Here is a 26,082-nt window from a genome sequence, read left to right as displayed (position 1 = left end):
ATCCAGTACTCACCAGCGGCAGCGGTCGAACAGCGACGCCTCGGCGTACTGGATCGTCCGCTGCAGCCTGTCCTCGGGCTCGCCGCAGGCGAGACCCGGGGACGGACGATGACACCAACTTTGGATCTTCCAGCGAGGCCCTCATGACCACGCCGCTCAAGCCGCTCGATGATGCCGCCACCAGTTTCGCCCGCCGCCATATCGGTCCCTCGCCGCGCGATGTCGCGGCGATGCTGGAGACCGTCGGCGCCAGGAGCGTCGCGGAGCTGATGGCGCAGACGCTGCCCGGCACGATCCGCCAGGCCGTGCCGCTGGAGATCGGTCCCGCGCTGAGCGAGACCGAGGCGCTGTCGCACATGCGGGCGCTGGCGGCGCAGAACCAGGTCTTCACCTCGCTGATCGGCCAGGGCTATTCCGGCACGCTCATGCCGGCGGTGATTCAGCGCAACATCCTGGAGAACCCGGCCTGGTACACGGCCTATACGCCCTACCAGCCCGAGATCAGCCAGGGCCGGCTGGAGGCGCTGTTCAACTTCCAGACCATGATCTGCGACCTCACCGGGCTCGATGTCGCCAACGCCTCGCTGCTCGACGAGGCGACCGCGGCGGCCGAGGCGATGGCGCTGGCCGAGCGCTCGGCCCGCGCCAAGACCAAGGCGTTCTTCGTCGACAGGAACGTGCATCCGCAGACGCTGGCGGTGCTGCGCACCCGCGCCGAGCCGCTGGGCTGGCAGCTGATCGTCGGCGATCCGGCAAAGGATCTCGAGGGCGCCGAAGTGTTCGGTGGCCTGCTGCAATATCCCGACACGACCGGCGCGTTGCGCGATCCGCGCGCCGCGATCGCCAAACTGCACGACAAGGGCGCGCTGGCGATCCTCGCCGCCGACCTGCTGGCACTGACGTTGATCGCCTCGCCGGGCGAGCTCGGCGCCGACATCGCCATCGGCTCGGCGCAGCGCTTCGGCGTCCCGATGGGCTATGGCGGACCGCATGCCGCCTATATGGCGGTGCGCGACGCGCTGAAGCGCTCGCTGCCCGGCCGCATCGTCGGCCTCTCCGTCGATTCGCGCGGGGCGCCCGCCTATCGCCTGGCGCTGCAGACCCGCGAGCAGCACATCCGGCGCGAGAAGGCGACCTCGAACATCTGCACCGCGCAGGTGCTGCTGGCGGTGATTGCCGCGATGTATGCGGTCTATCATGGCCCGGACGGGCTCAAATCGATCGCCCGCACGGTGCATCGCCGGACCGCGGTGCTGGCGGCAGGCCTGCGCAAGCTCGGCTTTGCGCCGGCGGACGAGACGTTCTTCGACACGGTCACCGTCGAAGCCGGCATCAAATGCGATTCGATCGTCGCGCGGGCGGAATCCGAGCGGATCAATCTCGGCCGCGACGGCAGCCGCTTGCGGATCGCGCTCGACGAGACCACGACGGCCGATGTCGTCGAGGCGGTCTGGCGCGCCTTCGGCGGCGAATTCGCTTACGCGGCCATCGAGGCTGGAGCGAGCGAGGCCGTCCCGCCCGAGCTGAAACGGCAGCGGCCGTACCTCGCGCATCCGGTGTTCCATGCGCATCGCTCGGAGACCGAGATGCTGCGCTATTTGCGCAAGCTCGCCGATCGCGACCTCGCGCTCGACCGCGCGATGATTCCGCTCGGCTCCTGCACGATGAAGCTGAACGCGACCACCGAGATGATCCCGCTGACCTGGCCGGAATTTTCCAGCCTGCACCCGTTCGCGCCGCGCGCCCAGGCGGCCGGCTATCACACGATGTTTGCCGACCTCCAGGACTGGCTGTGCCGGATCTCCGGCTATGACGCGGTGTCGCTGCAGCCGAACTCGGGCGCGCAGGGCGAATATGCCGGCCTCCTTGCGATCCGCGGCTATCATGCGGCGCGCGGCGACAGCCATCGCACCATCTGCCTGATCCCCTCCTCCGCCCACGGCACCAACCCGGCCTCCGCGCACATGGTCGGCATGGAAGTGGTCGTGGTCGGCTGCGATGCCGGCGGCAATGTCGACCTCGCCGATCTCCAAGCCAAGGCGGAGGCGCACAGCGCCAGGCTCGCGGCGATCATGATCACCTACCCGTCGACGCATGGCGTGTTCGAGGAGCACATCCGCGACATCTGCGACATCGTCCATGGGCATGGCGGCCAAGTCTATCTCGACGGCGCCAACCTCAATGCGCAGGTCGGCCTGTCCCGGCCCGGCGATTACGGCGCCGATGTCAGCCATTTCAACCTGCACAAGACGTTCTGCATCCCGCATGGCGGCGGCGGCCCCGGCATGGGCCCGATCGGCGTCAAGGCGCATCTGGCGCCGTTCCTGCCGGGTCACCCCGCAACGGACGGAACGGCGGCGCACCCTGTCGGCCCGGTCTCGGCGGCGCCCTACGGCTCGGCCTCGATCCTGACCATCTCCTATATCTACATGCTCTTGATGGGCGGCGATGGCCTGACGCGGGCGACCGAGATCGCGATCCTCAACGCCAACTACGTCGCGGCGCGGCTGGATCCGCATTTCCCGGTGCTCTACCGAAACGAGCGCGGCCGCGTCGCGCATGAATGCATCATCGATCCCAGGCCGCTGAAGCAGACGAGCGGCGTCACGGTCGACGACATCGCCAAGCGCCTGATCGACTACGGCTTCCATGCGCCGACGATGAGCTTCCCGGTCGCCGGCACCCTGATGATCGAGCCGACCGAGTCGGAATCGAAGGCCGAGCTCGACCGCTTCTGCGACGCCATGATCGCGATCCGCAAGGAGATCGCCGAGGTCGAACAGGGCCGCTTCAAGATCGAAGCCTCGCCGCTGCGCCACGCGCCGCACACCGTGCACGATATCGCCGACGACGACTGGACCCGCGCCTATCGCCGGAGCGAGGGCTGCTTCCCCCAGGGCACCTCGCGCACCGATAAATATTGGTGTCCCGTGGGCCGCGTCGACAACGTCTATGGCGACCGCAACCTGGTCTGCTCCTGCCCGCCGATCGGCGACTACGCCCAGGCGGCGGAGTGATTGGCGACGGTCAGACCAACCTGAAGCTCGCAGTCGGAACGCATCGCGCCCGGCTGTGACGACCGCAAGCATGCGGCGCCACAGCACAGCGCAGAGTACGAACAAAAGCAGGGTACGAACAAAAACGGGCGCCGAGGTCGACTGACCGGCGCCCGTTGCGTTGTCTTACCCGATCAGCCTTACTCCTCCGCCGGCTCCTCGCCGTCGGCGTCGCGCTCGGCGTTGCCGGCCAGGATCTGCTCGGCGATCAAGCCGGAGTTCTGGCGGATCGCGGCTTCGATCTTCGCGGTCATGTCGGGGTTGGCCTTGAGGAACGACTTCGAGTTCTCACGCCCCTGCCCGAGCCGCTGACTGTCATAGGAGAACCAGGCGCCGGACTTCTCGACGATGCCGGCCTTGACGCCGAGATCGAGGATCTCGCCCATCTTGGACACGCCCTCGCCGTACATGATGTCGAACTCGACCTGCTTGAACGGCGGCGCCAGCTTGTTCTTCACGACCTTGACGCGGGTGGTGTTGCCGATCACCTCGTCACGCTCCTTGATCGCGCCGATGCGGCGGATGTCGAGGCGGATCGAGGCGTAGAACTTGAGCGCATTGCCGCCCGTGGTGGTCTCCGGCGAGCCATACATCACACCGATCTTCATGCGGATCTGGTTGATGAAGATCACCATGGTGTGGGACTTGTTGATCGAGGCGGTCAGCTTGCGCAGCGCCTGGCTCATGAGCCGCGCCTGCAGGCCGGGCAGCGACTCGCCCATCTCGCCCTCGAGCTCCGCCTTCGGCACCAGCGCCGCGACGGAGTCGACGACCAGCACGTCGACCGCGCCCGAACGCACCAGCGTGTCGCAGATCTCGAGCGCCTGCTCGCCTGTATCGGGCTGCGAGATCAGGAGCTCGTCGATGTTGACGCCCAGCTTGCGCGCATAGACCGGATCGAGCGCGTGCTCGGCATCGATGAACGCACAGATGCCGCCCTTCTTCTGCGCCTCTGCCACCGTATGCAACGCCAGGGTGGTCTTGCCCGACGATTCCGGCCCGTAGATCTCGACCACCCGCCCTTTCGGCAGGCCGCCGATGCCGAGCGCGATGTCGAGCCCCAGCGACCCGGTCGAGACCGTCTCGACATCCATCGAGCGGTCGTTCTTGCCCAGCTTCATCACCGAGCCCTTGCCGAACTGACGTTCGATCTGGGACAGCGCCGCAGAGAGCGCCTTACTTTTATCCATTGAGGAACCTTCGACGATACGCAGGGCGGTGGCAGACATTGGCGCTCCTTATGGCGGGGATTCGCGGGATGGACAAATGGTTAACGAGGGGTCGGCCAGCAATCTTGAGGTGAATGTACCTGATCTGTTCTTTGTTCGCAATATGTTCTTTCGCTGCTTTCCAGGCGTTGTCGCAGCGTCGGCGCGCCGGTCGAGGATCAGCAGGCGGTCGGCGCAAGGCGGCGAAGGGCGACGACCCCGCAATCACCCCCCGTGATGCGCGCGGGGCTGTGGGCAAGTGAGCTGGCTCACAATCGGCTGGCGGTCGAACCAAGCTGAAGGCCGGCGAAGCGGCCAGCTGCCGATCGCGGCGAGGCATCCGTGGCATCCAATATCGCGCCCCTCTACGATGGCAGCCCAGGTTCAATCTTAGATTGTAGTGACGCCAGGAGCTTGCAAGGCTTCGCCGATTTTGCTTCCTCGAATCTTCGAGACGAAGCCAGCCATCTCCGAGCGTCAAGCCGATGTCCAACACCGATCGCATTGTTACGCTGTGGCGCCCCGTGGGCCCCAAGGAACTCGCCTTGATCGCGGCGTCGGGCATGCGCGCGTTCCCGCCGCGGCTGCCGGAGCAGCCGATCTTCTATCCAGTGCTGACCGAGGACTATGCGGTGAAGATCGCGCGCGACTGGAACGTGCCCGCGAGCGGCAGCGGCCATGTGCTGCGTTTCGACGTGCTGCGAGATTTCATCGATCGCTACGAGGTGCGCGAGGCCGGCGGGCGCGATCATCTCGAGTACTGGATTCCGAGCGAGCATCTCGCTGATCTCAATGCGGCCATCGTCGGACCGATCGTGCTCGTCAAAACTTTTCCTTGAAACAACCAGACTTCTGCGCGCGTGCGCAGATCGCACCTCCGTGGTTCTCCTGACAGGAACGAAGTTCCCGCAGGTCTTCTGCTTTTGTTCGGCTCATCGGCTGAGCAGCCGCTCGGTTTTCATGCAGCGACAGCGAATTCGCCGTCGTTCCAGCGGTCCGGTGACATACAAGGTGCTACTACAAGTTCCACGTGTAGCCGTGTCGCTATCAGTTCGCCTCCACGCTGCCACTGCGCCGCCTGCCAATCGCCGCGAGAACCAACGGAAGCATCGACGCGTCAGGTTCCGGCCAGCTGCCACGACGGGCTACGCGAGCGCGCGGCATGCGTGCTATGATGGTCGACAGACAAAGCGGGGAGCCATGACGAGATGGTCGGGATGGTGTTCGGTCGTCCATGCGATGCCACCCACGAGGCGATTGATCAGGATCGTCGCTGCCCCGCAGCACAGCGCGCCTTCACGCAAGGCGTCGTCAATCTTGCCGAACCTCCACCATTGCGATAAACTTTTAGTTGTGGTACTGCACAGGAGTCATCGAATACTGCAGCGAATTCTTGATCAGCCCCGAATTTGTTTGTTCGTTTCCGATGATGATTGGCAGATCTCGACCGGTGCATTTTGACCGGCCCTATCTCAACCGGCCCATCTCAACCGGCTTATATGGCCGAGCGATTTGCAAAGCGATTGAGCCATGCCTTCTGCAGGCGCCATCCGCAGGCTCCGTCACCCGTAGGCGCACGGCCCTGAAACCATCCGCGCCGAAAGAAAGCCCTGGACTGAGGTCCAGGGCTTTCGACGTTCAAGGCTTTTGAGGTTCTGGGCTCGTGATGTCTGGGTCGTTGCGCGCTGATATCCCCCGCGCGCATGTCGCGTCCACGGATGGCTCGAGACGACCGATGGCTCGACCACGGTCGTCTATCGCCACCCGGTCGTGCCAGAGCGGATCTTCGATCCGCGATCGGTGCAGTCCGTCGGCGCGGAGGCAGCGATGAACCACCAGAGCTGATTTGTTGATACAACCTTGATGTGACGCAAGGCGTGCCCGCAAGTGTGACGTAGTATGACGCTGTCACTGCCGAACTGCCTTGCGGGGAAGCTACGACACTGACGCCGAGCCTCGGATCGCGCCGGTCCGAGGCTCACGCGTTTGCCGCGCATATGTCGCCATGTTGCTGCAAAGCTCGCGTGTTCGCGTCGATCGCAACAACTAACAGCCGTGTCGGGCCGGCGAGGCGACCGACCGTATTTTACCGGAATTGATCCAAGAGGCGTTTGCGCCTCCATTTGCGTTGCGTTCATCAAACCCAGCGGCCTGGGGCGGTCAGGGCTCACCGGTTTCGCAATGCCGCTCTATTTCTTTCGTATCCGTAACGGCCACTTCTCAGGCGCGTCCGAGTATGGGACAGAATGCGCCGATCGCAATGCAGCGTGGAAAGAGATGACCACGGTGTGCGCCGACATGGCCAGCAGCATCTCGCGCAAACTCGCCGAGAACTCCGAATGGCAGATGGAGTTGCTCGACGAAACGCGGCAGCCGGTCTTTCGCATCCGGATCGTCGCCGAGTCGCTCGACCAGGCGTGACGCGAGCTGCGATTCCGCAATTCGAAATTGCAACCAAGCCAGACCTTCAATCCAGGCCTGCATGGCGGGGTTGCGAGTGCCTGTCATTTTGGCAGGCGCGTTTGATCCAGATCAAGTAGCCAGTTCCCATCCTGGCCGACACTTAAACTTGTATGGGTAATCTGATCTTCAAATGTCCACGAACCGGAATGAACGTGCAGCATTGGCTGGAAGAGCCAAGGCCGGGCGATCCCACATGCGCGTATGAAACCGTGGTGTGCAAGGCCTGCACCCGGCTTCACTTCATCAACCGCGACACCCGCAAGCTGCTCGGCGAGCGCGATTGAGCAACCGGCAGGTTCAGTCGGCGCTCGGCAATCGCCGCATCGTGAATTCGATCGCGCCATCGGGAAGCTCGCGCCAGCTTTCCACTGAACTCATGTAGCCGGCCTTTGGATAGCGCGTCAGATAGTCCCGCGCCTTGGCGCGCGCTTCCTCGCGCGGCAGCGTGAAGGTGTCGCGCACATAGCCATCTCGCACAATGCCGTCACGCAACCGGCCTTCGGCCTTGCTGCGCCGGGCCGCCATCCGGCTGGCAATGTCCCGCGGGCGCAACCCCATCGACGAACTCCACCGCGTTGTCACCCCGTCAATATAGACGAGGCCGCGCAGAATCCGAGTCGGTCAGCCGGGCATGGGGAGGCCGGACCGACTGGGCCCGATCAGTTGGTGCTGGCGCCGGACTTCGGCTTCTTCGCCGCCGTCGTCTTCACAGGAGGCGTCGCCTTCGGCTGCTCCACGGTGCGGACATTGCCCCAGGGATCGGCGCTCGTCTTGGCGTCCGGGATCTTGCGGATGGTTTCCTTGTAGGCCTTCTCACGCGCGGCCTCGGCCTCCTTCTCCTCAGGGGTCTTGGAGGGGCCATCCGCGAGAAGATTGATGTTCGGCATCTGCGCCATCGCCGGAACGGCCCAGCCGGCCAGCAAGGCGACCGTCATCGCCACGATCAGCTTGTTCATTGGTTACTCCCGGTCATCGGCCGCCTTATACCATTGCATGGTCACGCGCCAAGTCCGTAACCAAGTTTGCAGGCGGGCCTGCGGAAGATGCCCGGGACGCGTCCCAGGCAACATGGCGGCCGGCCGGCATTCATCGTAGGCTTGCAACTCCGGCCTTTTCAAGCCGCCCGCCTGCGGCCCATACGCCCAGCCGCTCCGCCCGGCGGCGCGAGCCAATGACAAAGATGTGGGAGGACCCTCGCCCGTGCCGAACGACACCCCGGATTTCACCATCGATCAGGCGCGGCGCATCCTGGATGATGTGTTCGCGCCCTGGATCAAGGATCTCGCCCTGGTCGTCGAGGACATCGCGCCCTCTGCCCAAGGCGAGCCCGGTGCCCTCCTGCGCATGCCGTTCGCGTCGCGGCTGTGCCGCGACAATGGCGTCGTCTGCGGCCAGGCGCTGATGGCCTTCGCCGATACCGCGATGGTGATCGCGATGGTGACGGCGAGCGGCGGTTACCGGCCGATGACCACCGTCGACCAGACCACGCATTTCATGCGCGCGGTGGCCTCGGCCGACGTGCTGGCGGAGGCGCGCGTGGTCCGGATGGGACGGACCATGAGCTTCGGCCGGGTGACGTTGACGAGCGCCGGCGACGGCAAGCCGGTGGCGATGGTGTCGAGCGCCTTCGCGATGCTCTGACCGGCGCGGCGTCCGCTCCGCAATACTGCGGATATTTAACGAAACGTGAAGATGATGAGCGGACCTTGGCAGGCCCGATTCATCGCATTGAAAGGCGGGCCTGATTTATTTTACGCGCTTTTGACGCGAAAGGTGACGCCAGGCGGCATCGGGTTACAGGCCATGAGCGAGACGACGGACAAGCGCATCGCACCCCGGCACCGGGTGCTCAAGCAAGGCAGGCTGGCGTTCGACGGCGGCGGCGCGGTCGATTGCATGGTTCGCAACCTGTCGGAGACCGGGGCGCGGGTCGAGGTGGTCAGCCCGGTCGGTCTGCCCGAAGCCTTCACGCTGGTGATCCCGGCCGACAAGTTCACGCGGCGCTGCCACGCGGTATGGAGCCACGACAAGCGGATCGGCGTCGCCTTCGACTGACGACCAGGCGACTCATGCGCGCCTTCGTCGCCATCGCCAGCCGGCGAGCGCCAGCAGCGCCACCACGACGGCCGCCGCCATCAGCGCGCCGCCGGCAAACCGCCCGCCCGGACGATCGATCGTTCTTGACCACCACGATGGCGCCTCACCTGTCCGCGCCAGCCGGAACGCCACCACGCTGTCCCCGAGCGAGGTGCCGGCCTCGGAATGTCCGCCGGCCGCGATCACCACGAACTGCTCGCCCTTCCAGTCATAGGTCATCGGATTGGCGACGCCCGGCGCCGGCAGCCGGCCCTGCCACAGCTCCTGTCCCGTGCCGGCATCGAAGGCGCGCAGATAGGCGTCCATGGCGCCGGTGAAGACGAGCCTGCCGGCCGTGACGGCGAGGCCGTTGACGAGCGGCGTGCCCCATTTGAAGGCGAGCCCGAGCGGCGCGCGATCCTCGGTGGTGCCGACCGTCGATCGCCACAGGATCCGGCCGGCCTTGAGGTCGACCGCGACCATCTCGCCCCAGGGCGGCCGGTTGCACAGCAGGCCGAGCCAGGACATTGCGACGGCCCGCGTCACCGCGAACGGTGCGCCGCGCTGCAAGCCGAAATCGACGCCGCGCGGCGGCGTCATCCGGTCGGCCTCGGCGCGCGGGATCAGCCTGACGATGTGAATGGCGCGGCTGACATTGGCGTAGAGGATCTGGTGCACCGGATCGAACGCCGCCCCGCCCCAGTTCACGCCGCCACCGGTCATGGGAAACAGCAGCGTTCCTTGCGTCGTCGGCGGCGTGTAGAGGCCGTCATTGCGCAGGCCCGCGAGCTGGTCGTCGCAGGTGGAATCGACGATGCGCGGCACGGCCCGGAAGATGTCCTCCGGCGTGAAGCGCTGCTCCAGCAGCGGCGGCACATGGCTCGGAAAGGGCTGCGTCGGCGACAGCTTCTCGCCGTCGGCGCCGCCCTGGGGCACCGCGCGTTCCTCGACTGGCCAGACCGGCACGCCGGTGTCGCGGTCGAGCACGAACACGAAGCCCTGCTTGGTCGGCTGCAGCACGACGTCGCGTGCGCCCTGCGGGGTCTGAAGCCGCGCCAAGGTCGGCTGCGCCGGCAGGTCATAGTCCCAGACGTCATGATGCGTGGTCTGGAACGACCAGGCGAGCGCGCCGGTCTCGATCCGCAACGCGACGACGGAATCGGAATGGCGATTATCGCCGGGACGGGCGCCGCCGAAGAAATCCGGACTCGGCGACGAGGTCGGGAGAAACACCAGGCCACGGTCCTCGTCGACCGACATCGGCGCCCAGACATTGGCGTGGCCGGCATCGATGCCGTCATGGATCAGCGGATCGAAGCTCCAGCGCAATTCGCCGCTGCGCGCATCGAAGCCGCGGACCGTGCCCGCCGGCGCATCGACGCGCTGATTGTCGCCGATCGACGAGCCGACCACCACGACTCCCCTGCTCACGACCGGCGCCGAGGTGATCTGGAACTCGCCCGGCCACAACAGCTCCTTGGCAACGTCGATGCGGACCTCGCCATCAGTGCCGAAGCCGGCGCAGGGCCGTCCCGTCCGCGCATCGAGCGCGATCAGCCTTGCATCGACCGTGCCCATGAACAGCCGGCTGCGGCACGCCACCTCGGCCGGCGCGGCGGCGTCGACCCAATAGGCGACGCCACGGCAGGCATAGCGGTTGGCCGGGCGCTGGCCGTTGCCGACCTTGGGATCGAAACGCCATGTCTGCTCGCCGGTCCCGGGATCGAGCGCAATCACCTCGTTGAACGGCGTGCAGAAGACGAGCCTGTCCTCGACCAGCAGCGGCGTCGCTTCGAACTTGGTGCGGCCCGCCACGGCGGCGATTCGGCTGTCGCTGTCACCCGTGTGATAGTGCCAGGCCCGCACCAGACGATCGACATTGTCCGGCGTGATCTGCGCGAGAGGCGAGAACCGCGTTCCGCCGGCGTCGCCGCCCCAGTGCTGCCAGCCCCTCGCCGGCGCGAGCAGCAGCGAGATGGCGGCCAGCGTGGCGGCAACGATTCGGAACACCATGGACATCCCCCGTGCTGCGACAGCCGCAGAACGCAGCGCGCACGGGTCATTCCATCGACAGGGAGGGAGGTATCGGTCCAGAGGTCTTGGGACGGACGGCTGGCCCTGCGGGACGAATGGCGTCGAGCGGGCGGACCTGGCGGCGCGATCAACATCGGACGCCGCACATCGGATAAGGAGGGTTATTTCGGCTTTTTCTCCGGCGCGGTCGGCCGTGCGCCACTCCAGGGATCGTATTTTTCCTTGGACTCGGGAATCCGGTCGAGCGCCGCCTTGTAGGCTTTTTCATCAACCTGCGGCTTGGCCGGCTGGCTGCCCTTCTCGGCCGACGGTGATCGTCGTCCGCCCCCCATCTGGGCAGATGCCGGCCATGCCATCAGGCCAATCAAAACCGCCGCAATCAACGTCCGCATCGTTTCACTCCAGCACACCCAGGAACGATGATACACAGTTCCTCCATTGGACCGTACCCATTGGACGAATATTGGGCAGGCCGAATGCCCTGCGGCCGCCCCTTTCGGGACGGCCGCGATGACGGATTCAGATTCAGATCCCGACCGGCTCAGTAGCCTCGCCGCGTCGGATAATTTGACGGGCCGCGTCCGTAGCCACCACCGCCATACCCACCGCCGATGCCGATTCCGATGCTGACCGGCGGCGCCACCCGCACCGGGGGACCATAATAGTCGCGGGACGGAGGTGCCGGCGCGTAGACCACCACATCATCATCGCCGGGATCGCGGCGCGTCGGGCGGCCGGCGCGCTTCGGCGGATCCTCGGCGCGCTTGCGCACCGGCTTCTCCTCGACCCGCTTGGGCGTCTCGGCCTTGCGGGCCGGCGGCGTCTGCGAGCAGGGACAGGTCGGCCCGAGGGCGGTGTTGATCGGCGCGACCGGCGGGGGCGCGGCAGCTGCAGCCGGGATCGCCGCATTCGCCGCCGCCACGACCGGTGTGACGACCGGGCGGTTCCGCAGACGCTCGATCAGCTTGCGGGCTGTCGGCGTGAGGTCGCTGTCCGGATAGCGGTCGAGAAAACCCTGATAGGAGGCAACCGTGTTGATCAGGACCGCCTCGTTCCAGGCGGCCATCCGATTGTGCAGATCCAGCCATTGTCTGGCCTGCGGGCCATAGGGCGGCGCCGTGTAGAGCGTGACAAAGGCCTCATAAGCCTCGACGCTGCCGTCGCCGACGATGATCTCATTGGCCGCCTCGATCGGCTTGCCCTGCAGGCTGCGCTTCCATTCGTCGACGCTGCGCTTGGCGACCACGGGCCGCGGGCCGGCATTGGCCGCGCTGGGGTCCGTCGTACCAATGAAACGGAAATCCTCGGTCAACGACGAGGAATCCCACGGCGTCTGGCGGCCCTCGGTTGCCTTGTTGACGGCGACGCGGACGCGCTTGAACGCCTCCTCGATCGGCAGCCCCGGCTCGCGCGCGGCCTGCAGCAGCGCCGTGGTGTAGGGACTGTTGGCACCATTGCCGTCCTCGGCCTCGGCACCTGGAGATGTCGAGTAGGACAGGAACGTGCCCGGCGCTCCGCTTTTGCTGTCGATCAGCGCAAGGCCGCGCCCAGCACTCGCGGTGATCGCGGGGAACGGATTGTTGCGGCAGGCGTCGAGCAGCAGGATGCGCATCCGGCTCGGCACCGCGTTGAGCGTATTGAGAAGATCGTTGAGCCGCACCGCCTGCAGCGGAATGTCCGCCTCGCGGCGCGGATCGACATCGACCGGGACCAGGTAGTTCTCGCCGTCGATCTGCAGACCGTGGCCGGCATAGAACACCAGCGCCACCGTATCGGGCCCGCGCGCCGCAACCTTGCCCGCAAAATCTCCAACCTCCCGGTTGAGATCTCGCTGCGACAGATCAGCCGCCGTCGTGACGTCGAAGCCCGCCTCCTCCAACATTTTCGCCATCGCTTTGGCGTCGTTGGCGGGATTCGGCAGCGGCGTCACCGAGCGGTAGGCCGACTGGCCAATCACCAGCGCCAACCTGCTGCTTTCGGCCAAAGCGGGCGTCAGACCCGCGAGCAAGCCGCCGACCAGCAAGGCGGCCCTGAAGGCGTGGCGAAACATGGGAGCTCCACTCTGCTTCTGATGTGACTGTTGGTCGGGCTCGCGGGTTGGCGGGTTCATTGCGGAGAGCAAATGCCGCACTCCCCGCGCAGGCGGATGGTCGCGGGTGCAAACGCTGACCCAGGGTCGGACATCGTTGCTGCACGAGAATCCCGCAGCAATGCCGTGATCGCGACCTAGCTTCCGCGCCGCATTTGGGGACGGCTGGTGGACATGCGGCGAATTGTGTCACGAGTTGGTCTGCTCGCGGCGCTGCTGCTTGCAGGCTGTGCGGCCGACAGCAATTCGCGCCTGCCCGCATTCATGCGGGTCAAGCCGCCCGAGCCGCCGCAGCCCGAAGCTCCGCCGGACGTTGCGCTCCTGGTGCGCAAGAATCTCGAGATGATCTTCGTCGCGACCACCCAGCCGCGCGATCTCGAGGTCTCATCTCCCCGTCGCACGGATCAGGGTGACGCCTGGACGGCCTGCGTCCGCGCGCAGATCATCTCGGCCGCCGGCGCTCCGCTGCAGCGCCAGACCTATCGGCTCACGATCAAGCAAAGCGAGATCATCGATCGAAGGCGCGCGGCTGCGGGCGACGACTGCCTGTCGCAAAGCTACAGTCCGGTCATGCCGACAAAATAGCTCAACTAAAAGATGACCGGTGCCGCCGCCGATACCAGGGCTGACCATTTCAAGACCATGCTACCGCAAAGCGTTAGCTACATGCTAACGCAACCCCTCGAGCGGCATACCCGCAAATGGCTCAAATTTAACGATTCTCGCGCAACACTCTGAGCCCACGCGAAGTCGGAACGACCACCGGATCTGGTTTTTCATGAACGTTCATCTCGTCGGCGATGATGCAGCCAAGCTTGCTCTGCTTCGCGGTCTCCTCGCCGAGCGCTGCTCGCTCACATCTGAAATGATCGGCGACGCCGACATCAAGGGTGGCAACATCGACGCCATCGTCGTGGCCGCAGACCTGCGCGACGTCGACAACATCACCGCGTTGAAAGAGATATCCGATCAGCTCGCGCGCATTCCCCGCCGCATCTTCCTCACCAATCACAAATCGCGCCTGTCGACGGTGCAGGCCTACGCGCTCGGCGCCACGAGCGTGCTGTCGAGCACGCCGAGCCGCAATCAACTGCTGGGAAAGCTCCTCGACGCCCGGCCCGCATCGGCAGCGAAGAGCGTTGCCATCGAAGACCGCCAGGCGGCATTCGCGGGTGCCGCCTGCATCGCCTCGATGTTCGCAGCGGTGCTGAACGGTGCGGAGATCGACATCGATGAAACGCGACGCGCCGGCAAACGCATTGCCGACTGCGTCGCCGAGAACGGCCTGTCCGACTGGCTGGCGACGGTTCGCCGCCACCACGAAGGCACCTACCAGCATTGTCTTCTGGTCACGGGCATCACGGTCGATTTCGGCCTCAGCCTTGGCGTCCACAGCTCGGATCTCGAACGGCTGTATATGGCCGCCATGTTCCATGACATCGGCAAGGCGAAGATCCCGCTCACCATCCTCGACAAGCCGGGCCGGCTCGACGTCAAGGAACGCTCGCTGGTCGAAACCCACCCCGCAGCCGGATACGAGGCCCTGAAGGACAACGCGGCGATCACGGCGGAGGTGCTCAATGCGGTCCGCCACCATCATGAGTTCCTCGACGGCAGCGGCTATCCTGACGGGCTGATGGCCAACAACATTCCGGATCTGACGCGCATCCTCACCATCTCCGACATCTTTTCGGCGCTGATCGAATATCGCAGCTACAAGCCGGTGATGGCGCGCGAGAAGGCCTACGAGATTCTCCAGGGCATGGAGGGCAAGCTCGAAAAGCCGCTGATCGGCGCCTTCCGCGACGTCGCGCTGATCCGCTGATCCCCGATTTTCGATCGTGGTGAACAGGCCGTTGAGGCCGACCGGCAAAGTTGAGCTGACCGGCAAGGCCTATCTTGTCAGCTTTGCCGTACCATTCGTCCCGTTCTGCGCCGCCAGCGGCACAGCAAGGGGACCGTCGGGACGTGGCCGAAATCATCGATCATACGATTGCGCACGCTTCATCCGCCGCGGAAGCGCGACACGCCGTCCGCAGCGCGCTCGCGCAGCGATGCGTTCCGCTTGAGGACGTCGCGCCACAAACCTGGCAGGACCTGGCGGGACGCGCGCTGGAGCCGAACGGCTATTATCTGCCGGGCTGGGAACGCGCGGTGAATGCCTCAGCGCGCGATCACACCGGTAGTTCGGCGCTGTGCGCCTGCAACGATGATCAGCCGTCGCGCCTGATCGGCCTGATGCCCGTCACCTCGCTGTGGCGCGCCTACCGACTGCCGCTGCCCGCGCTCGCCAGCGGCCATCCCTACGGTACGCTGTGCACCCCGCTGCTCGATCGCGCCGACCCGGAACAGGCCGTGACGCGCCTGCTCGGCGCGGCCCGACGAAGCGGTGCGCGCGCCATGCTCCTGCGCGACATGTCGGTCGCCGGCCCCGTGATGCAGGCGTTCGAGGCTGCGCTCCGACGCGAAGGGCTGCAGCCGCGACTCCTGCAATCCTATGAGCGGGCCTGCCTCGATGCCACCGGCGAGGGCGAGACGGTGCTCCACGACGCGCTCGGGGCGAAAAAGCTGAAGGAGCTGCGCCGACAGCGCCAGCGGCTGGCCGAGCATGGCGCGGTCCGTTTCGAGGTCGCGCGCTCGCCCGGCGAGGTCACCGCTGCGCTCGAAACCTTTCTGACGCTGGAGGCCAGCGGCTGGAAGGGACGCCGCGGCACCGCACTGGTGCAGCACGATGGCGACGCGGCGTTCATCCGGCGCGCGGCGCCGGCGCTTGCGCATGACGGGGCCTGCGAGATCATCAGCCTGTTTGCCGGAGAGACCTCCGTCGCCGCCGGCGTCGTGCTGCGCCATCAGGACCGCGCGTTCTTCTTCAAGCTCGGCGTCGATGAGCGGTTCGCGAAATATTCACCCGGCGTGCAATTGACGCTCGATCTGACGCGCCACCTCTGCAGCGACCCGACGATCCGCTCTGCCGATTCCACCGCCGGTCCCGACCATCCGATGATCAATCCGATCTGGCGCGGCCGCCTCGGAATCGGCGATGTGCTGATCCCGCTCTACGCGTGGGATGCAGCCGTCGAGGTCATTCACGGCGCGCTGATCGCCCGTCGCGAGGGCCTGGGGCTCGCGCGCCGCGCGCTCCATGCGCTGCGCGATCTGCGAAAGCGCCGGGCAGCTACTCCGCAGCCTCGGCGTTGACCTCCGCCGAGACCTGACGAATGGCGCGCGCCAGCATCTGCGGATCCTGCGCGCCCGAGACCGCGTATTTCTGCGCGAAAACGTAGGTCGGCACGCCCGAGATGCCCTTCTCGGCCGCCTCCTCCGCCTGCGCCGACACCCGCGCCACGTCCTCGTCGGTCGCGAGCATCTTGCGCACCACCTGGGCATCGAGCCCGCAATCGGCCGCGGCCTGCACCAGGACCTCGGTATCGGTGAGATCGCCGCCGTCGCGGAAGTACAGCTCCATCAGCCGCTGCTTCATCGCGGCGGCCTTGCCGATCTGGCCGGCCCAATGGATCAGGCGATGGCAATCGATCGTGTTGGGCTGGCGGGCGACCTTGTCGGGCCGGTAGCTCAGCCCCTCCTGCTCGGCGGCCGCGACGACGCGGCCGGCGATGCCCTTATAGGCCTCGACCGAGCCGAACTTGGTCGTCAGATACTGCTCGCGGCTGATGCCCTCGCGCGGCACCCAGGGATTGAGGAAGAACGGCCGGAAGTTCACCTCGACCGGCACGTCCGGCACCAGCTGCAGCGCGTCCTCGATGCGCTTCTTGCCGATGTAGCACCAGGGACAGACGACGTCGGAGACGACGTCGATGATCAGCGGCTTCAAGGTGCCCATGCGCCTCGCTCCAGGTTCGCTTTTGACCCGCCCAAGATAAGCCGGCCGCCAGCCAAGACAAGCCGAAGACAAGCCGGCGTCACAGCGAGGTCACCATCTCCTTCAGCCTTGTGGCGGTGAGATCATCGGCCGGGAAGAAGGTTTCCAGCGCCAGCTCCGACAGCGTGATGTCGACCGGCGTGCCGAACACCATCGTAGTCGAGAAGAAGCTCAGCACGTCAGCGCCGACCCGCAGCCGCAGCGGGATCGCGACGCTGTCGGCCGCGAGCGGCGCCGACCGCGCCGGGATCGGATAGGATTTCAGCTCCTCATAGAGCTTGAGCAACTCGGCATCGGCGGTCGCCTCGCATTGCCGGTGCAGCCGCTCCAAGAGATGCCCGCACCATTCGGCGAGGTTCACCGTGCGCGCAGCGAGCCCCTCGGGATGGAACGCCACCCGCAGCACGTTCAGCGGCGGAGCGAGCAGTCGCTCCGGAATGCCCGCCAGCAGCGGTGCGATCATGCGGTTCGCGGCGACCAGATTCCAGTGCCGGTCGACCACGAGCGCCGGGTTCGGCTCGTGCGCCCTGAGCACGAGGGACATCGCCTCGCGGGCGGGCTTCAGCGCCGGATCATCCAGCGGACGCTGCTGGAACGCCGGCGCGTAGCCCGCGGCCACCAGCAGCACGTTGCGTTCACGCAGGGGCACGTCCAACCGCTCCGCCAGCTTGAGGACCATGTCGCGCGACGGCGCCGCCCGGCCGGTTTCGACGAAGCTCAGATGCCGTGCCGAGATCTCGGCATCGAGCGCCAGATCGAGCTGGGACAGATGCCGGCGCTGCCGCCACTGCCGCAGATGCTCGCCGACATGAACGGGTTTGGCGCGGTCGGCACGCGCCGAAGCGAGCTGGGTCATCATGATCGAACACCTATCACGCGGACGTCAGCGCCTCCATGACGTCAGAGGTAATCGAATTGCCTCGCGTTGCCGATCATCCTCGTCAGCACAGGAGATGACCATGGGCAGGCAGCACAGTCCCGAGAGCGTTCCATTCACCGTCGTCAGCCGCTGGCTGGCCGGCCTCGCGACGTCGCTGCTGGCGCGTTCGCTCAACATGCCGGAGCCGCTGCTGCACGTCACGGGCCGCCTCGTCTTCGCGCAGGTCACTGCGATCGAGACCCGGGCCGCCCGCTCGCTGTGCCCGGCGCGCCTGCGCCGTCAGCTCCTCGCCTGGTTCCGTTGAACTGCCTCTCACCCCAACCGAAGGAGACCCGACATGATCACCTCATCCCCTCTGCTCCGCCATGCCTTGATCGCCGATGCCGTGTTCAGCGGCATCGCCGGCCTCGCGCTCAGCTTCGGCGCTTCGCCATTGGCGGGGCTGCTGCAACTGCCCGACGCGCTGCTGCGTGAGACCGGCCTGTTCCTGATCGTCTACGCGAGCTTCGTCGGCTGGCTGGGGTTGCGGCCGATGGCGCCAAGGCCGCTGATCCTGCTGGTCGTCGCCGGCAACGCGGCGTGGACGGTCGGCAGCATCGCGCTGCTGTTCTCGGGTCTCGTCGCGCCGAACGTGCTGGGCGAAATCTTCGTCGCGGTGCAGGCGGTCGGCACGGGCGTGTTCGCCGAGTTGCAGTACATCGGCCTGCGCCGGAGCGCGGCACCGGTGACGGCCTGAGCAGGGCTGGCCGATCAGGCCGCCTTCGCGCGGCTGGTCGGCCGCTTGGCTGCAGCCGACTTGGCTGCAGACTTGGACTTGACGCGCTTGCCGACGGTTGAGACCGGCCGTCGGCTCTTGGCCTTGCCGCGCGCGGTGGACTCTGCGTCCATCTTGGCCTTCGCGCGCTGCTTGGCGTTGGCCTTGACGGGCTTCTCGGTCGTCTTCTTGGCCTTGCGCTCGTCCTTTGCCTTCACTTTTGTCCGCTCGGCGCGCGCCTCGGCCTTCTTCTTGGCCCGCTTCCTCTCGCAGGCCTCGCACTTGCAGCCGATCGGCTTCAGATAGGCTTTGAAGTAGTCGGTGCCGTAGTCGTAGTTGATCTCCTCGCCGGGCTCGATGTCCTTGATGGCCCGGATGATGATCTTCTTCTTGCGCGGCTTGACGTCGGATTCGGCGTTCGGCTTGCAGGAATGATTGATGTAGCGGGCGACGTTCTCGCGGACCGAGCCGTCGATGGTCCAGCGCTTGTCGAGCTCGAACAGATATTTGTTCTCGATCGCGTCGTCCTCCGCCTTCTTCGAATCCAGCAGCGGACCGAAATAGCGGACGATCTTGGTCCCCTTCTTGATCGGCTTGGTAGCGAACAGGCCGAGCCCCGTCTTGGAGCGGCCGATGCGATAGGGTTTGGTCGAGGGAATGGCAGGCATGACCGAGAGCTGATAAGTGGACGTCGCGAGGCTGCCGTTCTAGGATAATTTCACGGCGCTGTCAGGTGTTTCCGGCCTTTGCGGCGATCCTTCCCCAGCTTGCGCGCGTCGAACCGACGGATCCCCGATGATTGCGGCCGATTTCTTCATCACGCGCTCCATGTCGTCCGTGCTGGCGCGAATCGGCGCTGTGCTCGTTCTGTGCGTCACGCTGGTCGACCCTGCCGCGACCGAGACGATCGCGAGCGCCTATACGTCGGCGGCCGCAAAGGACTGCCGCACGATCGGCGGCCGACAGGAGCGCGACAGCTCGACTCAGACCTGCCCCGGCAAGGATGGCCTGATCGTCCTCGTCAACGAGGGCGATCTTCGTCAAACCGTCTCGGTCGGCCGCAACGTCCGCGCGGCCGCCAAGGAGCCGGCTGCACAGTCCTGGTTCGGCCCGTTCAACGCGGCCGGCAACACCGTCGAATGGCGCACGGCCGACGGCAAGCCATTCGCGATCATCCAGCGCTGGCAGATTGCGGACAATGACGATCAGGGCAAGAACGGGCCGAAGGACAAGCCGATGCTGGTGGTGACGCGGCTGCCGCCGGGGCCGGTGTGCCACGTCGCCTATGTCGATGCCGCGGCGAACACAAACGCGAACGAGCTGGCGCGGCAGGCCGCTGACGAGACCGCGCGGGGCTTCGCCTGCGGCAAGGACAAGATCAAGATCGTCGGCATGCGCGGCCGGGCCATCGATCTGGCGCTGCCGCCCAACTAGCTTGAAGAATTCCGCGTGGACTTCGTCTTCGCCTTGGATTTGCGCGCGCTCACCCGCTTCTGCTTGCGCGGGATCGTGGATTTCGCCGCCCGCCTGCGGCCGCTGGTCTTGGTCTTTGCCGCCTTGTCGGCGGCAACGCGCATGTTGTCGACCAGATTGGGGTAGCGCCGTCCCGCCCGCCGCGCGCGGGCCTTTGCTTTGGCCTTCTCGGCAGGTGAGAGATGGGTGGAGGCCTTGCCGGCGCGCTTGCGCGGATTGGCCTTTTTCCAGGGAGCTCGCGGTGTCCGTGCCATGAGCGATCAACGCATCGCGTCGCGGATTTGTTTCCCGCGGCCGACCTACGCCCCCGGCGGCAGCTTCGGCACGGTGGCCTTCAGCATCGCCTCCAGCAGTGATTCGGCGTTGGTGCCAGCAGGCGCGCGGCGCAGGATGTCGGCGAGGCGGCCATCGAGCAGCAGCATCGTGTAGCCGTGCACCAGCGACCACGCCCGCGCAATCGTCGCGGCCTGATCGATCGACAGCTCCTCGTTGCCGACCTGGCCCTCGCTGCGGGCGGCCACCGAGCCCGCCAATCCGGCGAACGAAGCCTCGGCCGCCTCGTGCAGCGACGGCCGTGAATAGTCGAGCCGCTCGGTCCGGAACATGAGGCCGTACATGCCGGGATTGGCCTGCGCATAGGCGACATAGGCGCGCGCGCGCGCCATCGCGCGCTCGACCGGCGTGCCCGGCGAATCGCCCGCCGCCTTCATCGCCGCGTTGAAGCGCGTGAAGCCGATCGCGGCGAGCTCGCTGACCAGGCCGGTCAGATCCTTGAAATGATGCGTCGGCGCCGCATGCGACACGCCCGCCTCGCGCGCCACCGCCCGCAAGGTGAGCCCGGCGAGCCCATCGCGCTCGAGCACGCGCTCGGCCGCGTCCAGCAGCGCATCGCGCAGCGCGCCGTGATGATAGGGCGTCGCCGCCTCGCCTGCGGCGCTGGCTGCACGCCGCACCCGAAGCCGGGCCGCTGATGTTGCGATGCGTCGCGGCCGCGCCCGAACCTGTTCCATCTTGCTGGTCATGAGCCCCCTTATACAAGCAATTTTGACAGCGTAAAGATTCGACTTGACCACGCCATGCCGGCCCGCTAGCTTTATCTTTACATCGTAAAGATAAAATGGAGGAACGGCCATGAGCGACGCCTCGCCGACGACCGCCCGGGGAAACCGCAGGGAGCGCAGCAACCTCGCGCCGATCCCATTCGAATGCGACGCGCCGTTCCTCACGATCACCGGCGAGCTGCCGCGCGAATTGAACGGCACGCTCTATCGCAACGGCCCCAACCCGCAGTTCGAATCGCCCGGCGCGCACTGGTTCGTCGGCGACGGCATGCTGCACGCGTTTCATCTCGAGAACGGCCGCGCGTCCTATCGCAACCGCTGGATCCGCACGCCGAAATTCGAGGCCGAGCGCCGCGCCGGACGCGCGCTGTTCGGCGGCTTCGGCCGCAAGCTGGCGGACGCGCCCGCCGACATCACCGATGGCGGCGTCGCCAACACCAACATCATCGCCCATGCCGGCCGCCTGCTCGCGCTCGAGGAGGCGCATCTGCCGACCGAGATCGAGCCGGGCACACTGGAGACAACAGGCTATCAGGATTTCGGCGGCCGCCTGCGCGGCGCCTTCACGGCGCATCCGAAGACCGATCCGGTCACCGGCGAATTGCTGTTCTTCGGCTACAACGCGGCAGGGCCGCTGACGCCGGCGCTGTCCTACGGCACCATCGATGCCGCCGGCAAACTGACGCGCCTCAACCGCTTCGAGGCGCCCTATGCCAGCATGGTGCATGACTTCATCGTCACCGCGAACCACGTCCTGTTTCCAATCCTGCCGCTCACCGGCAGCATGCAGCGCGCGATGTCCGGCCAGCCGCCTTATGCGTGGGAGCCGGACAAGGGCGCCTATGTCGGTGTGATGAAGCGGAGCGGCGACATCAAGGACATCGTCTGGTTTCGCGGTGACGCCTGCTACGTCTTCCACATCATGAACGCCTGGGACGACGGCGGCCGCATCATCGCCGACGTCATGCAGTTCGAGGAAGCGCCGCTGTTTCCGTATCCCGACGGCCGCCCGACCGATCCGGCGAAGTCGCGCGCGCGGCTGTGCCGCTGGAGCTTCGATCTCGCGGGGAATACCGACCGCTTCTCGCAAACCTATCTCGACGACCTCACCGGCGAATTCCCCCGCATCGACGACCGCCTTGCCGGGCTTGCGAGCCAGCATGGCTGGTACGCCTGTGCCAATCCGGACGGCCCGCTGTTCGGCGCGCTCTCCGGCCTCGCCCATGTCGACGGCGCCGGCAGGCGCCGCGCGACCTGGCTGCTGCCGGACGGCGACAGCCTGTCCGAGCCGGTGTTCGTGCCGCGCAGCCCGGAGGCCGCTGAGGGCGACGGCTGGCTGCTGACCGTGGTCTGGCGCGCGTCGACCAACACCTCCGACCTCGCGGTCTTCAACGCGACCGACATCGGCAGCGGGCCGGTCGCGCTGGTCCATCTCGGCCACCGCGTGCCCGACGGCTTCCACGGCAATTGGGTGGGCGCCGAAAACACAACTCATTGACAAAACGACCTTAAATGCGCCTCCTCACGATATTTTGACACTGTCAAGATTCAGCTTGACCCGGCCTGATCCACCCCGTACTGATCTTGGCAGTGTAAAGATTGGCTCGGGAGGAGCCGCCGATGACAATCTTCCTCATCCTCGCGCCCTATGGCGTCTACGCTGCGCTGATGGTGGTGATCTCCGCCACGCTCAGTCTGACCGTGGCTGCCGCGCTGTGCCTGGCGGTGGTTGCGCTGGATGTCATCCAGGGGCGATCGATCAAGATCCTCGGCCTCGGCTCGGCGATCGTGTTCGCCGGCGTAGCGGCCTACCTCCAGCTCATCGATCCCGCGATGAGCGCCTCTGCGGTGCGGCTCGCGGTGGACTGCGGCATTTTCGCGCTGTCGCTCGGCTCGATGCTACTGCGCAACCCGTTCACCCTGCAATATGCGCTCGAGGTCGTTCCGCCGGAAACGGCGGCGATGCCCGGCTTTTTGCGCGCAAATTACGTGATCACGGGTGCCTGGGCCGCCTCGACGCTGCTGATGATGGTCGGCAACCTGATGACGCTCTATGTTCCCGGCCTGCCCTATTGGACCGGCCTCGCCATTGCCTTTGCCGCCCGCAACAGTGCACTTTATTTCACGCGCTGGTATCCTGAGTATCGTAAGACAAAAGACATCGCCGCACAGACTGCAGCCGCAATGTCCGGCCAGGATTCGTGACGGGGTGGGCCCCAGGGAGATGTGCGTGAAGGACGTGTTTACCAAACTGACTGCCGACTTCCTGTCTGCCGCCGTTTTCTTCATCCTGTACATCGCCACCGATGACGTCGTGCTGGCCACCGCCACCGCGATCGCCGTGGCCGTGGTGCAGGTGATCTGGGCCCGCATCAAGGGCCAGACCCTCGGCTTCATGGCCTATGCCAGCATTGCCCTGGTCATCGTGCTCGGCAGCGTGACGTTGCTGACCAACGACCCCCGCTTCATGTTCGCCAAGCCCGCGATCGGCCATTTCGCGATCGGCGCCATCATGCTCAAGCGCGGCTGGATGCTGCGCTACGTGCCGGCCATCGTGTCGGAGACCATCCCCGAATACGTCACCGTGGCCGGCTACGCCTGGGCGGCCCTGATGTTCGCGCTCGGCCTCGGCACCATCGCGGTGGCGATGACCGGCGACATCAAGCTCTGGGCGATCTACATGGCTCTCGCCGCCGGCGCCAAGGTCGCGGCCTTTGCCCTGCAGTTCATCGCCTTCCGTCTGGTCATCGCAAGCCGCATGCGCGCGGCCCGGGCCTGACGCAACCGATCGCCGGATTGGGCTTATCAGCAGAGATGCGCTATAGGGGCGCCCCGAGGCTTCTTCGAAGTGTGCTTCGGGGCCCGGGATGGCAACGCCAGGAGAACGATCGATGGCAGTGGACGGCAACTGGAATCTGACCTTGAACACGCCGATGGGCGAGCGCAGCGCCAGCCTGAGCCTGAAGAGCTCCGGCGCCACGCTGACCGGCACCCAGGCCGCGGAAGGCGATTCCGCCGAGATCTTCGACGGCGCCGTCAATGGCGACGAGGTCTCCTGGAAGGTCTCCATCACCAACCCGATGCCGCTGACGCTGGACTTCAAGGGCAAGGTCTCCGGCGACACCATCGCCGGCGAAATGGGCATCGGCTTCATGGGCAGCTTCCCGTTCACAGGCGCCCGGGGCTGACCTTGTAGGGTGGGCAAAGGCGCGCCCCGCCGCCGGATCATGGCGACCTCTCTCGCGCGCCGTGCCCACCATTCGCTGCGCAGTGCGCCGACCGACGGTGGGCACCCGACCGCCCTGCGGGGCGGCCGCTTTGCCCACCCTGCGCGGCCTCGCTGCCTCTCCACACACCGCTGTCGTCCCTGCGAACGCAGGGACCCATACTCCCAGGGAGCGGTTTGAGGCAGACACGTCGTTGCCACCTTCCGCATCACGACCGCCGCGGCGTATGGATCCCGGGTCGGCGCCACGATCGCGCTGTCGCGCGCTCGCGGCTTGCCCGGGACGACAGCGAGCTTGTTGCGCGCATCGCGCTTTATCCGCTTCACATCTCAAACAGCATGGACACGCGTTCACAGTCTCGCGGCGGTCAACGCCCGAGTGATGCATCGACATGCCCCTCTTCAAATGCAGAGGGCGCAGGGAAGGCCAGGCGCCGACTGGCGCCTGCGGCCCGCCTGCTGAGAAAAATGCAGGCGGCAGGTACCACAGGTGCAGCCGGAAAACGCCCGGCCTTCCCTGCGCGATGGTCTTCACGCTTATACGCGATCTCCCCAGTGTCCGGCTCGTTAGCCACCGTCGCCCTCGGGATCATCGTCACCCGAAAGCTTGGCGCCAGCATCGGGGCGCCAGGACCACGCGATTTCACGTCCGCAACAGACCGTTCGTCCGCACACTCGTGAGAGCATGCTGCGATCTCTCGCGGCCATCGCCTCCCCGCCTCGCGTGTCGTGACGATCGCGCGCTACGCCCCTCTGCATGAGGCGGGATGGCGAGAGGAAATCACTATTTCCGAAAAATGGCAAGTGATTTATTTTTTTCGGAATACGGTCCGATCGACGTCCGCCCCGATCCTCCGTCTGACCGATGCGCCGGATCTGTCCTCCGTCATTCCGGGGCGTGCGCAGCACGAGCCCGGAATCCATGTCGCGGCAGATCACGCGGCCCGATGGATTCCGGGCTCGCCGCGCTGCGCGCGTCGCCCCGGAATGACGGCGGAGAGTGAGGCAGCAGTCGCGCCCACCGCTCAAAACCAGATCTGCATTGCCACGCCGTGCGCATCGCGCGGCGGCTTACCCTCAGGGACACTCCCGGCGCAGTCGCGGGCGGCGAGCGCCACCGCGCAGGCATCGAGCACGTCGTCGGGCTTGGCGCCGGTGCCGATCCGGGCACGGGTCAGCCAGTCGTCGATGACGGCGAAGCCCGCGGCAACTAACAGCTTGCGGCGCAGTGCAGCCCCCTCCTCCGTCTTCTTCGACGGCAGCGGCGCGCCGTTGAGACGCAAGAACACCAGCTCGGGATGGGCCTCGCGGATGTCGCCGTCACGATGGGCACGCACGAAGGCGTCGACCTCCATGATCTTGCGGCCGAGGTGCCAGAGCTGGCGCGAGGCGCGAGATTGCCCACGCCGCGAGGCTTCTTTGTTCGCTTCGTCGGGATCGGTGTAGTCCTCCCACAGCCAGCGCCGCGCGCCGGTGAAGACGCGGGAGCGGTGCGGTGCGAGTTGGTCGCGCGCGAGCTGGTCGCAGGCGCGGTCCCCGTCGTCGGTCATGCCGATGGGGATGTCGATGGCGGCGCGGGCGAAGGGCGCCGCGAGCGCAGTGGAGATGTCGGCCGGGAAACTGATGCTACGCGCATCGCCCTCGATCGCCACCGCGACCCAGCCGCGCGAAAAGCCGTCGAGGCCGAGGGTGCGGTGGGAACGCATTGCTCTCCAATCATCCAATGCGTTCGACAGTCTCACCTCTTCTCGGGCGCAATGAACTCAGCCATCCGAAGTGGGAGCCGAGCTGCCCATCACGACGGCAGTGAGCTCCCCTCCCCCTTGCGGGCTACCGGATTCACACTTCGCCTCGGGCTAAGAGGTTTGCGCCGCGTTTCATG

The 26,082-nt window shown here is 66.2% G+C and carries 28 protein-coding genes; 16 read left to right on the top strand and 12 right to left on the bottom strand.

Features of this window, described 5'->3' with window-relative positions:
• Positions 1-143 precede the first annotated feature (143 nt).
• Positions 144-3,017 carry an aminomethyl-transferring glycine dehydrogenase gene (gene gcvP, locus QQL87_RS21090; RefSeq protein WP_284420636.1) on the top strand — a complete coding sequence of 958 codons (2,874 nt, stop codon included), beginning with the start codon at positions 144-146 and terminating at the stop codon, positions 3,015-3,017.
• Between the two features lie 179 nt (positions 3,018-3,196).
• Here gcvP and recA read toward each other — a convergent pair whose 3' ends face one another.
• Complete coding sequence (recA, locus tag QQL87_RS21085; RefSeq protein WP_284420637.1) at positions 3,197-4,285, bottom strand: recombinase RecA; 1,089 nt, start codon at positions 4,283-4,285, stop codon at positions 3,197-3,199.
• Between the two features lie 464 nt (positions 4,286-4,749).
• Here recA and QQL87_RS21080 point away from each other — a divergent pair, with 464 nt between their 5' ends.
• The 3 genes from QQL87_RS21080 (at position 4,750) to QQL87_RS21070 (ending at position 7,011) form a co-directional block, all read left to right on the top strand.
• On the top strand, positions 4,750-5,103 hold the full coding sequence (locus QQL87_RS21080) for an ADP-ribosylation/crystallin J1 (protein ID WP_284420638.1): 354 nt from the start codon (positions 4,750-4,752) through the stop codon (positions 5,101-5,103).
• 1,342 nt (positions 5,104-6,445) lie between these two features.
• Positions 6,446-6,685, top strand: a complete 240-nt coding sequence (locus QQL87_RS21075; protein WP_015665825.1) for a DUF6894 family protein — start codon at positions 6,446-6,448, stop codon at positions 6,683-6,685.
• A gap of 188 nt (positions 6,686-6,873) precedes the next feature.
• Complete coding sequence (locus tag QQL87_RS21070; RefSeq protein WP_284420639.1) at positions 6,874-7,011, top strand: hypothetical protein; 138 nt, start codon at positions 6,874-6,876, stop codon at positions 7,009-7,011.
• Positions 7,012-7,024: 13 nt separating this feature from the next.
• Here QQL87_RS21070 and QQL87_RS21065 read toward each other — a convergent pair whose 3' ends face one another.
• Together QQL87_RS21065 and QQL87_RS21060 are read right to left on the bottom strand one after the other, a co-directional pair.
• Positions 7,025-7,285 (bottom strand): hypothetical protein, encoded by a 261-nt coding sequence (locus QQL87_RS21065; protein ID WP_284420640.1) that lies wholly within the window; start codon positions 7,283-7,285, stop codon positions 7,025-7,027.
• Between the two features lie 101 nt (positions 7,286-7,386).
• Positions 7,387-7,683 (bottom strand): hypothetical protein, encoded by a 297-nt coding sequence (locus QQL87_RS21060; protein ID WP_284420641.1) that lies wholly within the window; start codon positions 7,681-7,683, stop codon positions 7,387-7,389.
• 244 nt (positions 7,684-7,927) lie between these two features.
• Here QQL87_RS21060 and QQL87_RS21055 point away from each other — a divergent pair, with 244 nt between their 5' ends.
• Positions 7,928-8,368: a PaaI family thioesterase gene (locus QQL87_RS21055; protein WP_284420642.1), complete on the top strand. Its 441-nt coding sequence runs from the start codon at positions 7,928-7,930 to the stop codon at positions 8,366-8,368.
• A 162-nt stretch (positions 8,369-8,530) separates the two neighbouring features.
• Positions 8,531-8,782, top strand: coding sequence for a PilZ domain-containing protein (locus tag QQL87_RS21050; RefSeq protein ID WP_284420669.1), 252 nt, complete (start codon positions 8,531-8,533; stop codon positions 8,780-8,782).
• 12 nt (positions 8,783-8,794) lie between these two features.
• On the opposite strand, the gene QQL87_RS21045 is transcribed toward QQL87_RS21050, so the two are convergent.
• The 3 genes from QQL87_RS21045 to QQL87_RS21035 form a co-directional block, all read right to left on the bottom strand.
• Positions 8,795-10,816, bottom strand: coding sequence for a pyrroloquinoline quinone-dependent dehydrogenase (locus tag QQL87_RS21045; RefSeq protein WP_284420643.1), 2,022 nt, complete (start codon positions 10,814-10,816; stop codon positions 8,795-8,797).
• A gap of 182 nt (positions 10,817-10,998) precedes the next feature.
• Positions 10,999-11,229: a hypothetical protein gene (locus QQL87_RS21040; protein WP_284420644.1), complete on the bottom strand. Its 231-nt coding sequence runs from the start codon at positions 11,227-11,229 to the stop codon at positions 10,999-11,001.
• A gap of 149 nt (positions 11,230-11,378) precedes the next feature.
• Positions 11,379-12,887 carry a caspase family protein gene (locus tag QQL87_RS21035; RefSeq protein ID WP_284420645.1) on the bottom strand — a complete coding sequence of 503 codons (1,509 nt, stop codon included), beginning with the start codon at positions 12,885-12,887 and terminating at the stop codon, positions 11,379-11,381.
• A 213-nt stretch (positions 12,888-13,100) separates the two neighbouring features.
• On the opposite strand from QQL87_RS21035, the gene QQL87_RS21030 reads away from it, so the two are divergent.
• The 3 genes from QQL87_RS21030 (at position 13,101) to QQL87_RS21020 (ending at position 16,124) form a co-directional block, all read left to right on the top strand.
• Complete coding sequence (locus QQL87_RS21030; protein WP_284420646.1) at positions 13,101-13,511, top strand: hypothetical protein; 411 nt, start codon at positions 13,101-13,103, stop codon at positions 13,509-13,511.
• Positions 13,512-13,704: 193 nt separating this feature from the next.
• Positions 13,705-14,751, top strand: coding sequence for an HD-GYP domain-containing protein (locus tag QQL87_RS21025; protein ID WP_284420647.1), 1,047 nt, complete (start codon positions 13,705-13,707; stop codon positions 14,749-14,751).
• A 152-nt stretch (positions 14,752-14,903) separates the two neighbouring features.
• Positions 14,904-16,124, top strand: a complete 1,221-nt coding sequence (locus QQL87_RS21020; RefSeq protein WP_284420670.1) for a GNAT family N-acetyltransferase — start codon at positions 14,904-14,906, stop codon at positions 16,122-16,124.
• Here QQL87_RS21020 and QQL87_RS21015 read toward each other — a convergent pair.
• Both QQL87_RS21015 and QQL87_RS21010 read right to left on the bottom strand, forming a co-directional pair.
• The gene (locus QQL87_RS21015; protein ID WP_284420648.1) at positions 16,102-16,767 is read right to left on the bottom strand and encodes a DsbA family oxidoreductase; all 666 of its coding nucleotides are present in this window, start codon (positions 16,765-16,767) and stop codon (positions 16,102-16,104) included. The two genes, QQL87_RS21020 and QQL87_RS21015, sit on opposite strands and share 23 nt — an antisense overlap.
• 79 nt (positions 16,768-16,846) lie before the next feature.
• On the bottom strand, positions 16,847-17,662 hold the full coding sequence (locus QQL87_RS21010) for a helix-turn-helix domain-containing protein (RefSeq protein ID WP_284420671.1): 816 nt from the start codon (positions 17,660-17,662) through the stop codon (positions 16,847-16,849).
• Positions 17,663-17,765: 103 nt separating this feature from the next.
• On the opposite strand from QQL87_RS21010, the gene QQL87_RS21005 reads away from it, so the two are divergent.
• Both QQL87_RS21005 and QQL87_RS21000 read left to right on the top strand, forming a co-directional pair.
• Positions 17,766-17,990 carry a hypothetical protein gene (locus QQL87_RS21005; protein ID WP_284420649.1) on the top strand — a complete coding sequence of 75 codons (225 nt, stop codon included), beginning with the start codon at positions 17,766-17,768 and terminating at the stop codon, positions 17,988-17,990.
• 33 nt (positions 17,991-18,023) lie between these two features.
• Positions 18,024-18,422, top strand: coding sequence for a hypothetical protein (locus tag QQL87_RS21000; RefSeq protein WP_284420650.1), 399 nt, complete (start codon positions 18,024-18,026; stop codon positions 18,420-18,422).
• 14 nt (positions 18,423-18,436) lie between these two features.
• On the opposite strand, the gene QQL87_RS20995 is transcribed toward QQL87_RS21000, so the two are convergent.
• The gene (locus tag QQL87_RS20995; protein ID WP_284420651.1) at positions 18,437-19,108 is read right to left on the bottom strand and encodes an SET domain-containing protein; all 672 of its coding nucleotides are present in this window, start codon (positions 19,106-19,108) and stop codon (positions 18,437-18,439) included.
• 127 nt (positions 19,109-19,235) lie between these two features.
• On the opposite strand from QQL87_RS20995, the gene QQL87_RS20990 reads away from it, so the two are divergent.
• The gene (locus QQL87_RS20990; RefSeq protein ID WP_284420652.1) at positions 19,236-19,874 is read left to right on the top strand and encodes a hypothetical protein; all 639 of its coding nucleotides are present in this window, start codon (positions 19,236-19,238) and stop codon (positions 19,872-19,874) included.
• Here QQL87_RS20990 and QQL87_RS20985 read toward each other — a convergent pair.
• Together QQL87_RS20985 and QQL87_RS20980 are read right to left on the bottom strand one after the other, a co-directional pair.
• Positions 19,871-20,167: a hypothetical protein gene (locus tag QQL87_RS20985; RefSeq protein ID WP_284420654.1), complete on the bottom strand. Its 297-nt coding sequence runs from the start codon at positions 20,165-20,167 to the stop codon at positions 19,871-19,873. The two genes, QQL87_RS20990 and QQL87_RS20985, sit on opposite strands and share 4 nt — an antisense overlap.
• Positions 20,168-20,212: 45 nt before the next feature.
• Complete coding sequence (locus QQL87_RS20980) at positions 20,213-20,935, bottom strand: TetR/AcrR family transcriptional regulator (protein ID WP_284420655.1); 723 nt, start codon at positions 20,933-20,935, stop codon at positions 20,213-20,215.
• A gap of 109 nt (positions 20,936-21,044) precedes the next feature.
• Here QQL87_RS20980 and QQL87_RS20975 point away from each other — a divergent pair, with 109 nt between their 5' ends.
• From QQL87_RS20975 to QQL87_RS20960, 4 genes are all read left to right on the top strand, one after another.
• On the top strand, positions 21,045-22,472 hold the full coding sequence (locus tag QQL87_RS20975) for a carotenoid oxygenase family protein (protein ID WP_284420656.1): 1,428 nt from the start codon (positions 21,045-21,047) through the stop codon (positions 22,470-22,472).
• 122 nt (positions 22,473-22,594) lie between these two features.
• A complete protein-coding gene (locus QQL87_RS20970; protein WP_284420657.1) occupies positions 22,595-23,179 on the top strand; it encodes a hypothetical protein in 585 nt (194 codons plus the stop codon).
• 25 nt (positions 23,180-23,204) lie between these two features.
• A complete protein-coding gene (locus QQL87_RS20965) occupies positions 23,205-23,753 on the top strand; it encodes a septation protein IspZ (protein WP_284420659.1) in 549 nt (182 codons plus the stop codon).
• A gap of 112 nt (positions 23,754-23,865) precedes the next feature.
• Positions 23,866-24,162 (top strand): hypothetical protein, encoded by a 297-nt coding sequence (locus QQL87_RS20960; RefSeq protein WP_284420661.1) that lies wholly within the window; start codon positions 23,866-23,868, stop codon positions 24,160-24,162.
• Positions 24,163-25,225: 1,063 nt separating this feature from the next.
• On the opposite strand, the gene QQL87_RS20955 is transcribed toward QQL87_RS20960, so the two are convergent.
• Positions 25,226-25,906: a DUF429 domain-containing protein gene (locus QQL87_RS20955; RefSeq protein ID WP_284420663.1), complete on the bottom strand. Its 681-nt coding sequence runs from the start codon at positions 25,904-25,906 to the stop codon at positions 25,226-25,228.
• Positions 25,907-26,082: the final 176 nt, after the last annotated feature.

Origin of the sequence: Bradyrhizobium sp. SSBR45G, assembly GCF_030159255.1 — a bacterium.
GTDB lineage: Bacteria > Pseudomonadota > Alphaproteobacteria > Rhizobiales > Xanthobacteraceae > Bradyrhizobium.
This window is presented reverse-complemented; position numbering and strand designations above follow the sequence as displayed.

Coding starts and splice junctions, on each gene's coding strand:
- gcvP (WP_284420636.1), top strand. CDS start 144: ATGACCACGCCGCTCAAGCCGCTCGATGATGCCGCCACCAGTTTCGCC.
- recA (WP_284420637.1), bottom strand. CDS start 4,285: ATGTCTGCCACCGCCCTGCGTATCGTCGAAGGTTCCTCAATGGATAAA.
- QQL87_RS21080 (WP_284420638.1), top strand. CDS start 4,750: ATGTCCAACACCGATCGCATTGTTACGCTGTGGCGCCCCGTGGGCCCC.
- QQL87_RS21075 (WP_015665825.1), top strand. CDS start 6,446: ATGCCGCTCTATTTCTTTCGTATCCGTAACGGCCACTTCTCAGGCGCG.
- QQL87_RS21070 (WP_284420639.1), top strand. CDS start 6,874: ATGAACGTGCAGCATTGGCTGGAAGAGCCAAGGCCGGGCGATCCCACA.
- QQL87_RS21065 (WP_284420640.1), bottom strand. CDS start 7,285: ATGGGGTTGCGCCCGCGGGACATTGCCAGCCGGATGGCGGCCCGGCGC.
- QQL87_RS21060 (WP_284420641.1), bottom strand. CDS start 7,683: ATGAACAAGCTGATCGTGGCGATGACGGTCGCCTTGCTGGCCGGCTGG.
- QQL87_RS21050 (WP_284420669.1), top strand. CDS start 8,531: ATGAGCGAGACGACGGACAAGCGCATCGCACCCCGGCACCGGGTGCTC.
- QQL87_RS21045 (WP_284420643.1), bottom strand. CDS start 10,816: ATGGTGTTCCGAATCGTTGCCGCCACGCTGGCCGCCATCTCGCTGCTG.
- QQL87_RS21040 (WP_284420644.1), bottom strand. CDS start 11,229: ATGCGGACGTTGATTGCGGCGGTTTTGATTGGCCTGATGGCATGGCCG.
- QQL87_RS21035 (WP_284420645.1), bottom strand. CDS start 12,887: ATGTTTCGCCACGCCTTCAGGGCCGCCTTGCTGGTCGGCGGCTTGCTC.
- QQL87_RS21030 (WP_284420646.1), top strand. CDS start 13,101: ATGCGGCGAATTGTGTCACGAGTTGGTCTGCTCGCGGCGCTGCTGCTT.
- QQL87_RS21025 (WP_284420647.1), top strand. CDS start 13,705: ATGAACGTTCATCTCGTCGGCGATGATGCAGCCAAGCTTGCTCTGCTT.
- QQL87_RS21015 (WP_284420648.1), bottom strand. CDS start 16,767: ATGGGCACCTTGAAGCCGCTGATCATCGACGTCGTCTCCGACGTCGTC.
- QQL87_RS21010 (WP_284420671.1), bottom strand. CDS start 17,662: ATGACCCAGCTCGCTTCGGCGCGTGCCGACCGCGCCAAACCCGTTCAT.
- QQL87_RS21005 (WP_284420649.1), top strand. CDS start 17,766: ATGGGCAGGCAGCACAGTCCCGAGAGCGTTCCATTCACCGTCGTCAGC.
- QQL87_RS21000 (WP_284420650.1), top strand. CDS start 18,024: ATGATCACCTCATCCCCTCTGCTCCGCCATGCCTTGATCGCCGATGCC.
- QQL87_RS20995 (WP_284420651.1), bottom strand. CDS start 19,108: ATGCCTGCCATTCCCTCGACCAAACCCTATCGCATCGGCCGCTCCAAG.
- QQL87_RS20990 (WP_284420652.1), top strand. CDS start 19,236: ATGATTGCGGCCGATTTCTTCATCACGCGCTCCATGTCGTCCGTGCTG.
- QQL87_RS20985 (WP_284420654.1), bottom strand. CDS start 20,167: ATGGCACGGACACCGCGAGCTCCCTGGAAAAAGGCCAATCCGCGCAAG.
- QQL87_RS20980 (WP_284420655.1), bottom strand. CDS start 20,935: ATGACCAGCAAGATGGAACAGGTTCGGGCGCGGCCGCGACGCATCGCA.
- QQL87_RS20975 (WP_284420656.1), top strand. CDS start 21,045: ATGAGCGACGCCTCGCCGACGACCGCCCGGGGAAACCGCAGGGAGCGC.
- QQL87_RS20970 (WP_284420657.1), top strand. CDS start 22,595: ATGACAATCTTCCTCATCCTCGCGCCCTATGGCGTCTACGCTGCGCTG.
- QQL87_RS20960 (WP_284420661.1), top strand. CDS start 23,866: ATGGCAGTGGACGGCAACTGGAATCTGACCTTGAACACGCCGATGGGC.
- QQL87_RS20955 (WP_284420663.1), bottom strand. CDS start 25,906: ATGCGTTCCCACCGCACCCTCGGCCTCGACGGCTTTTCGCGCGGCTGG.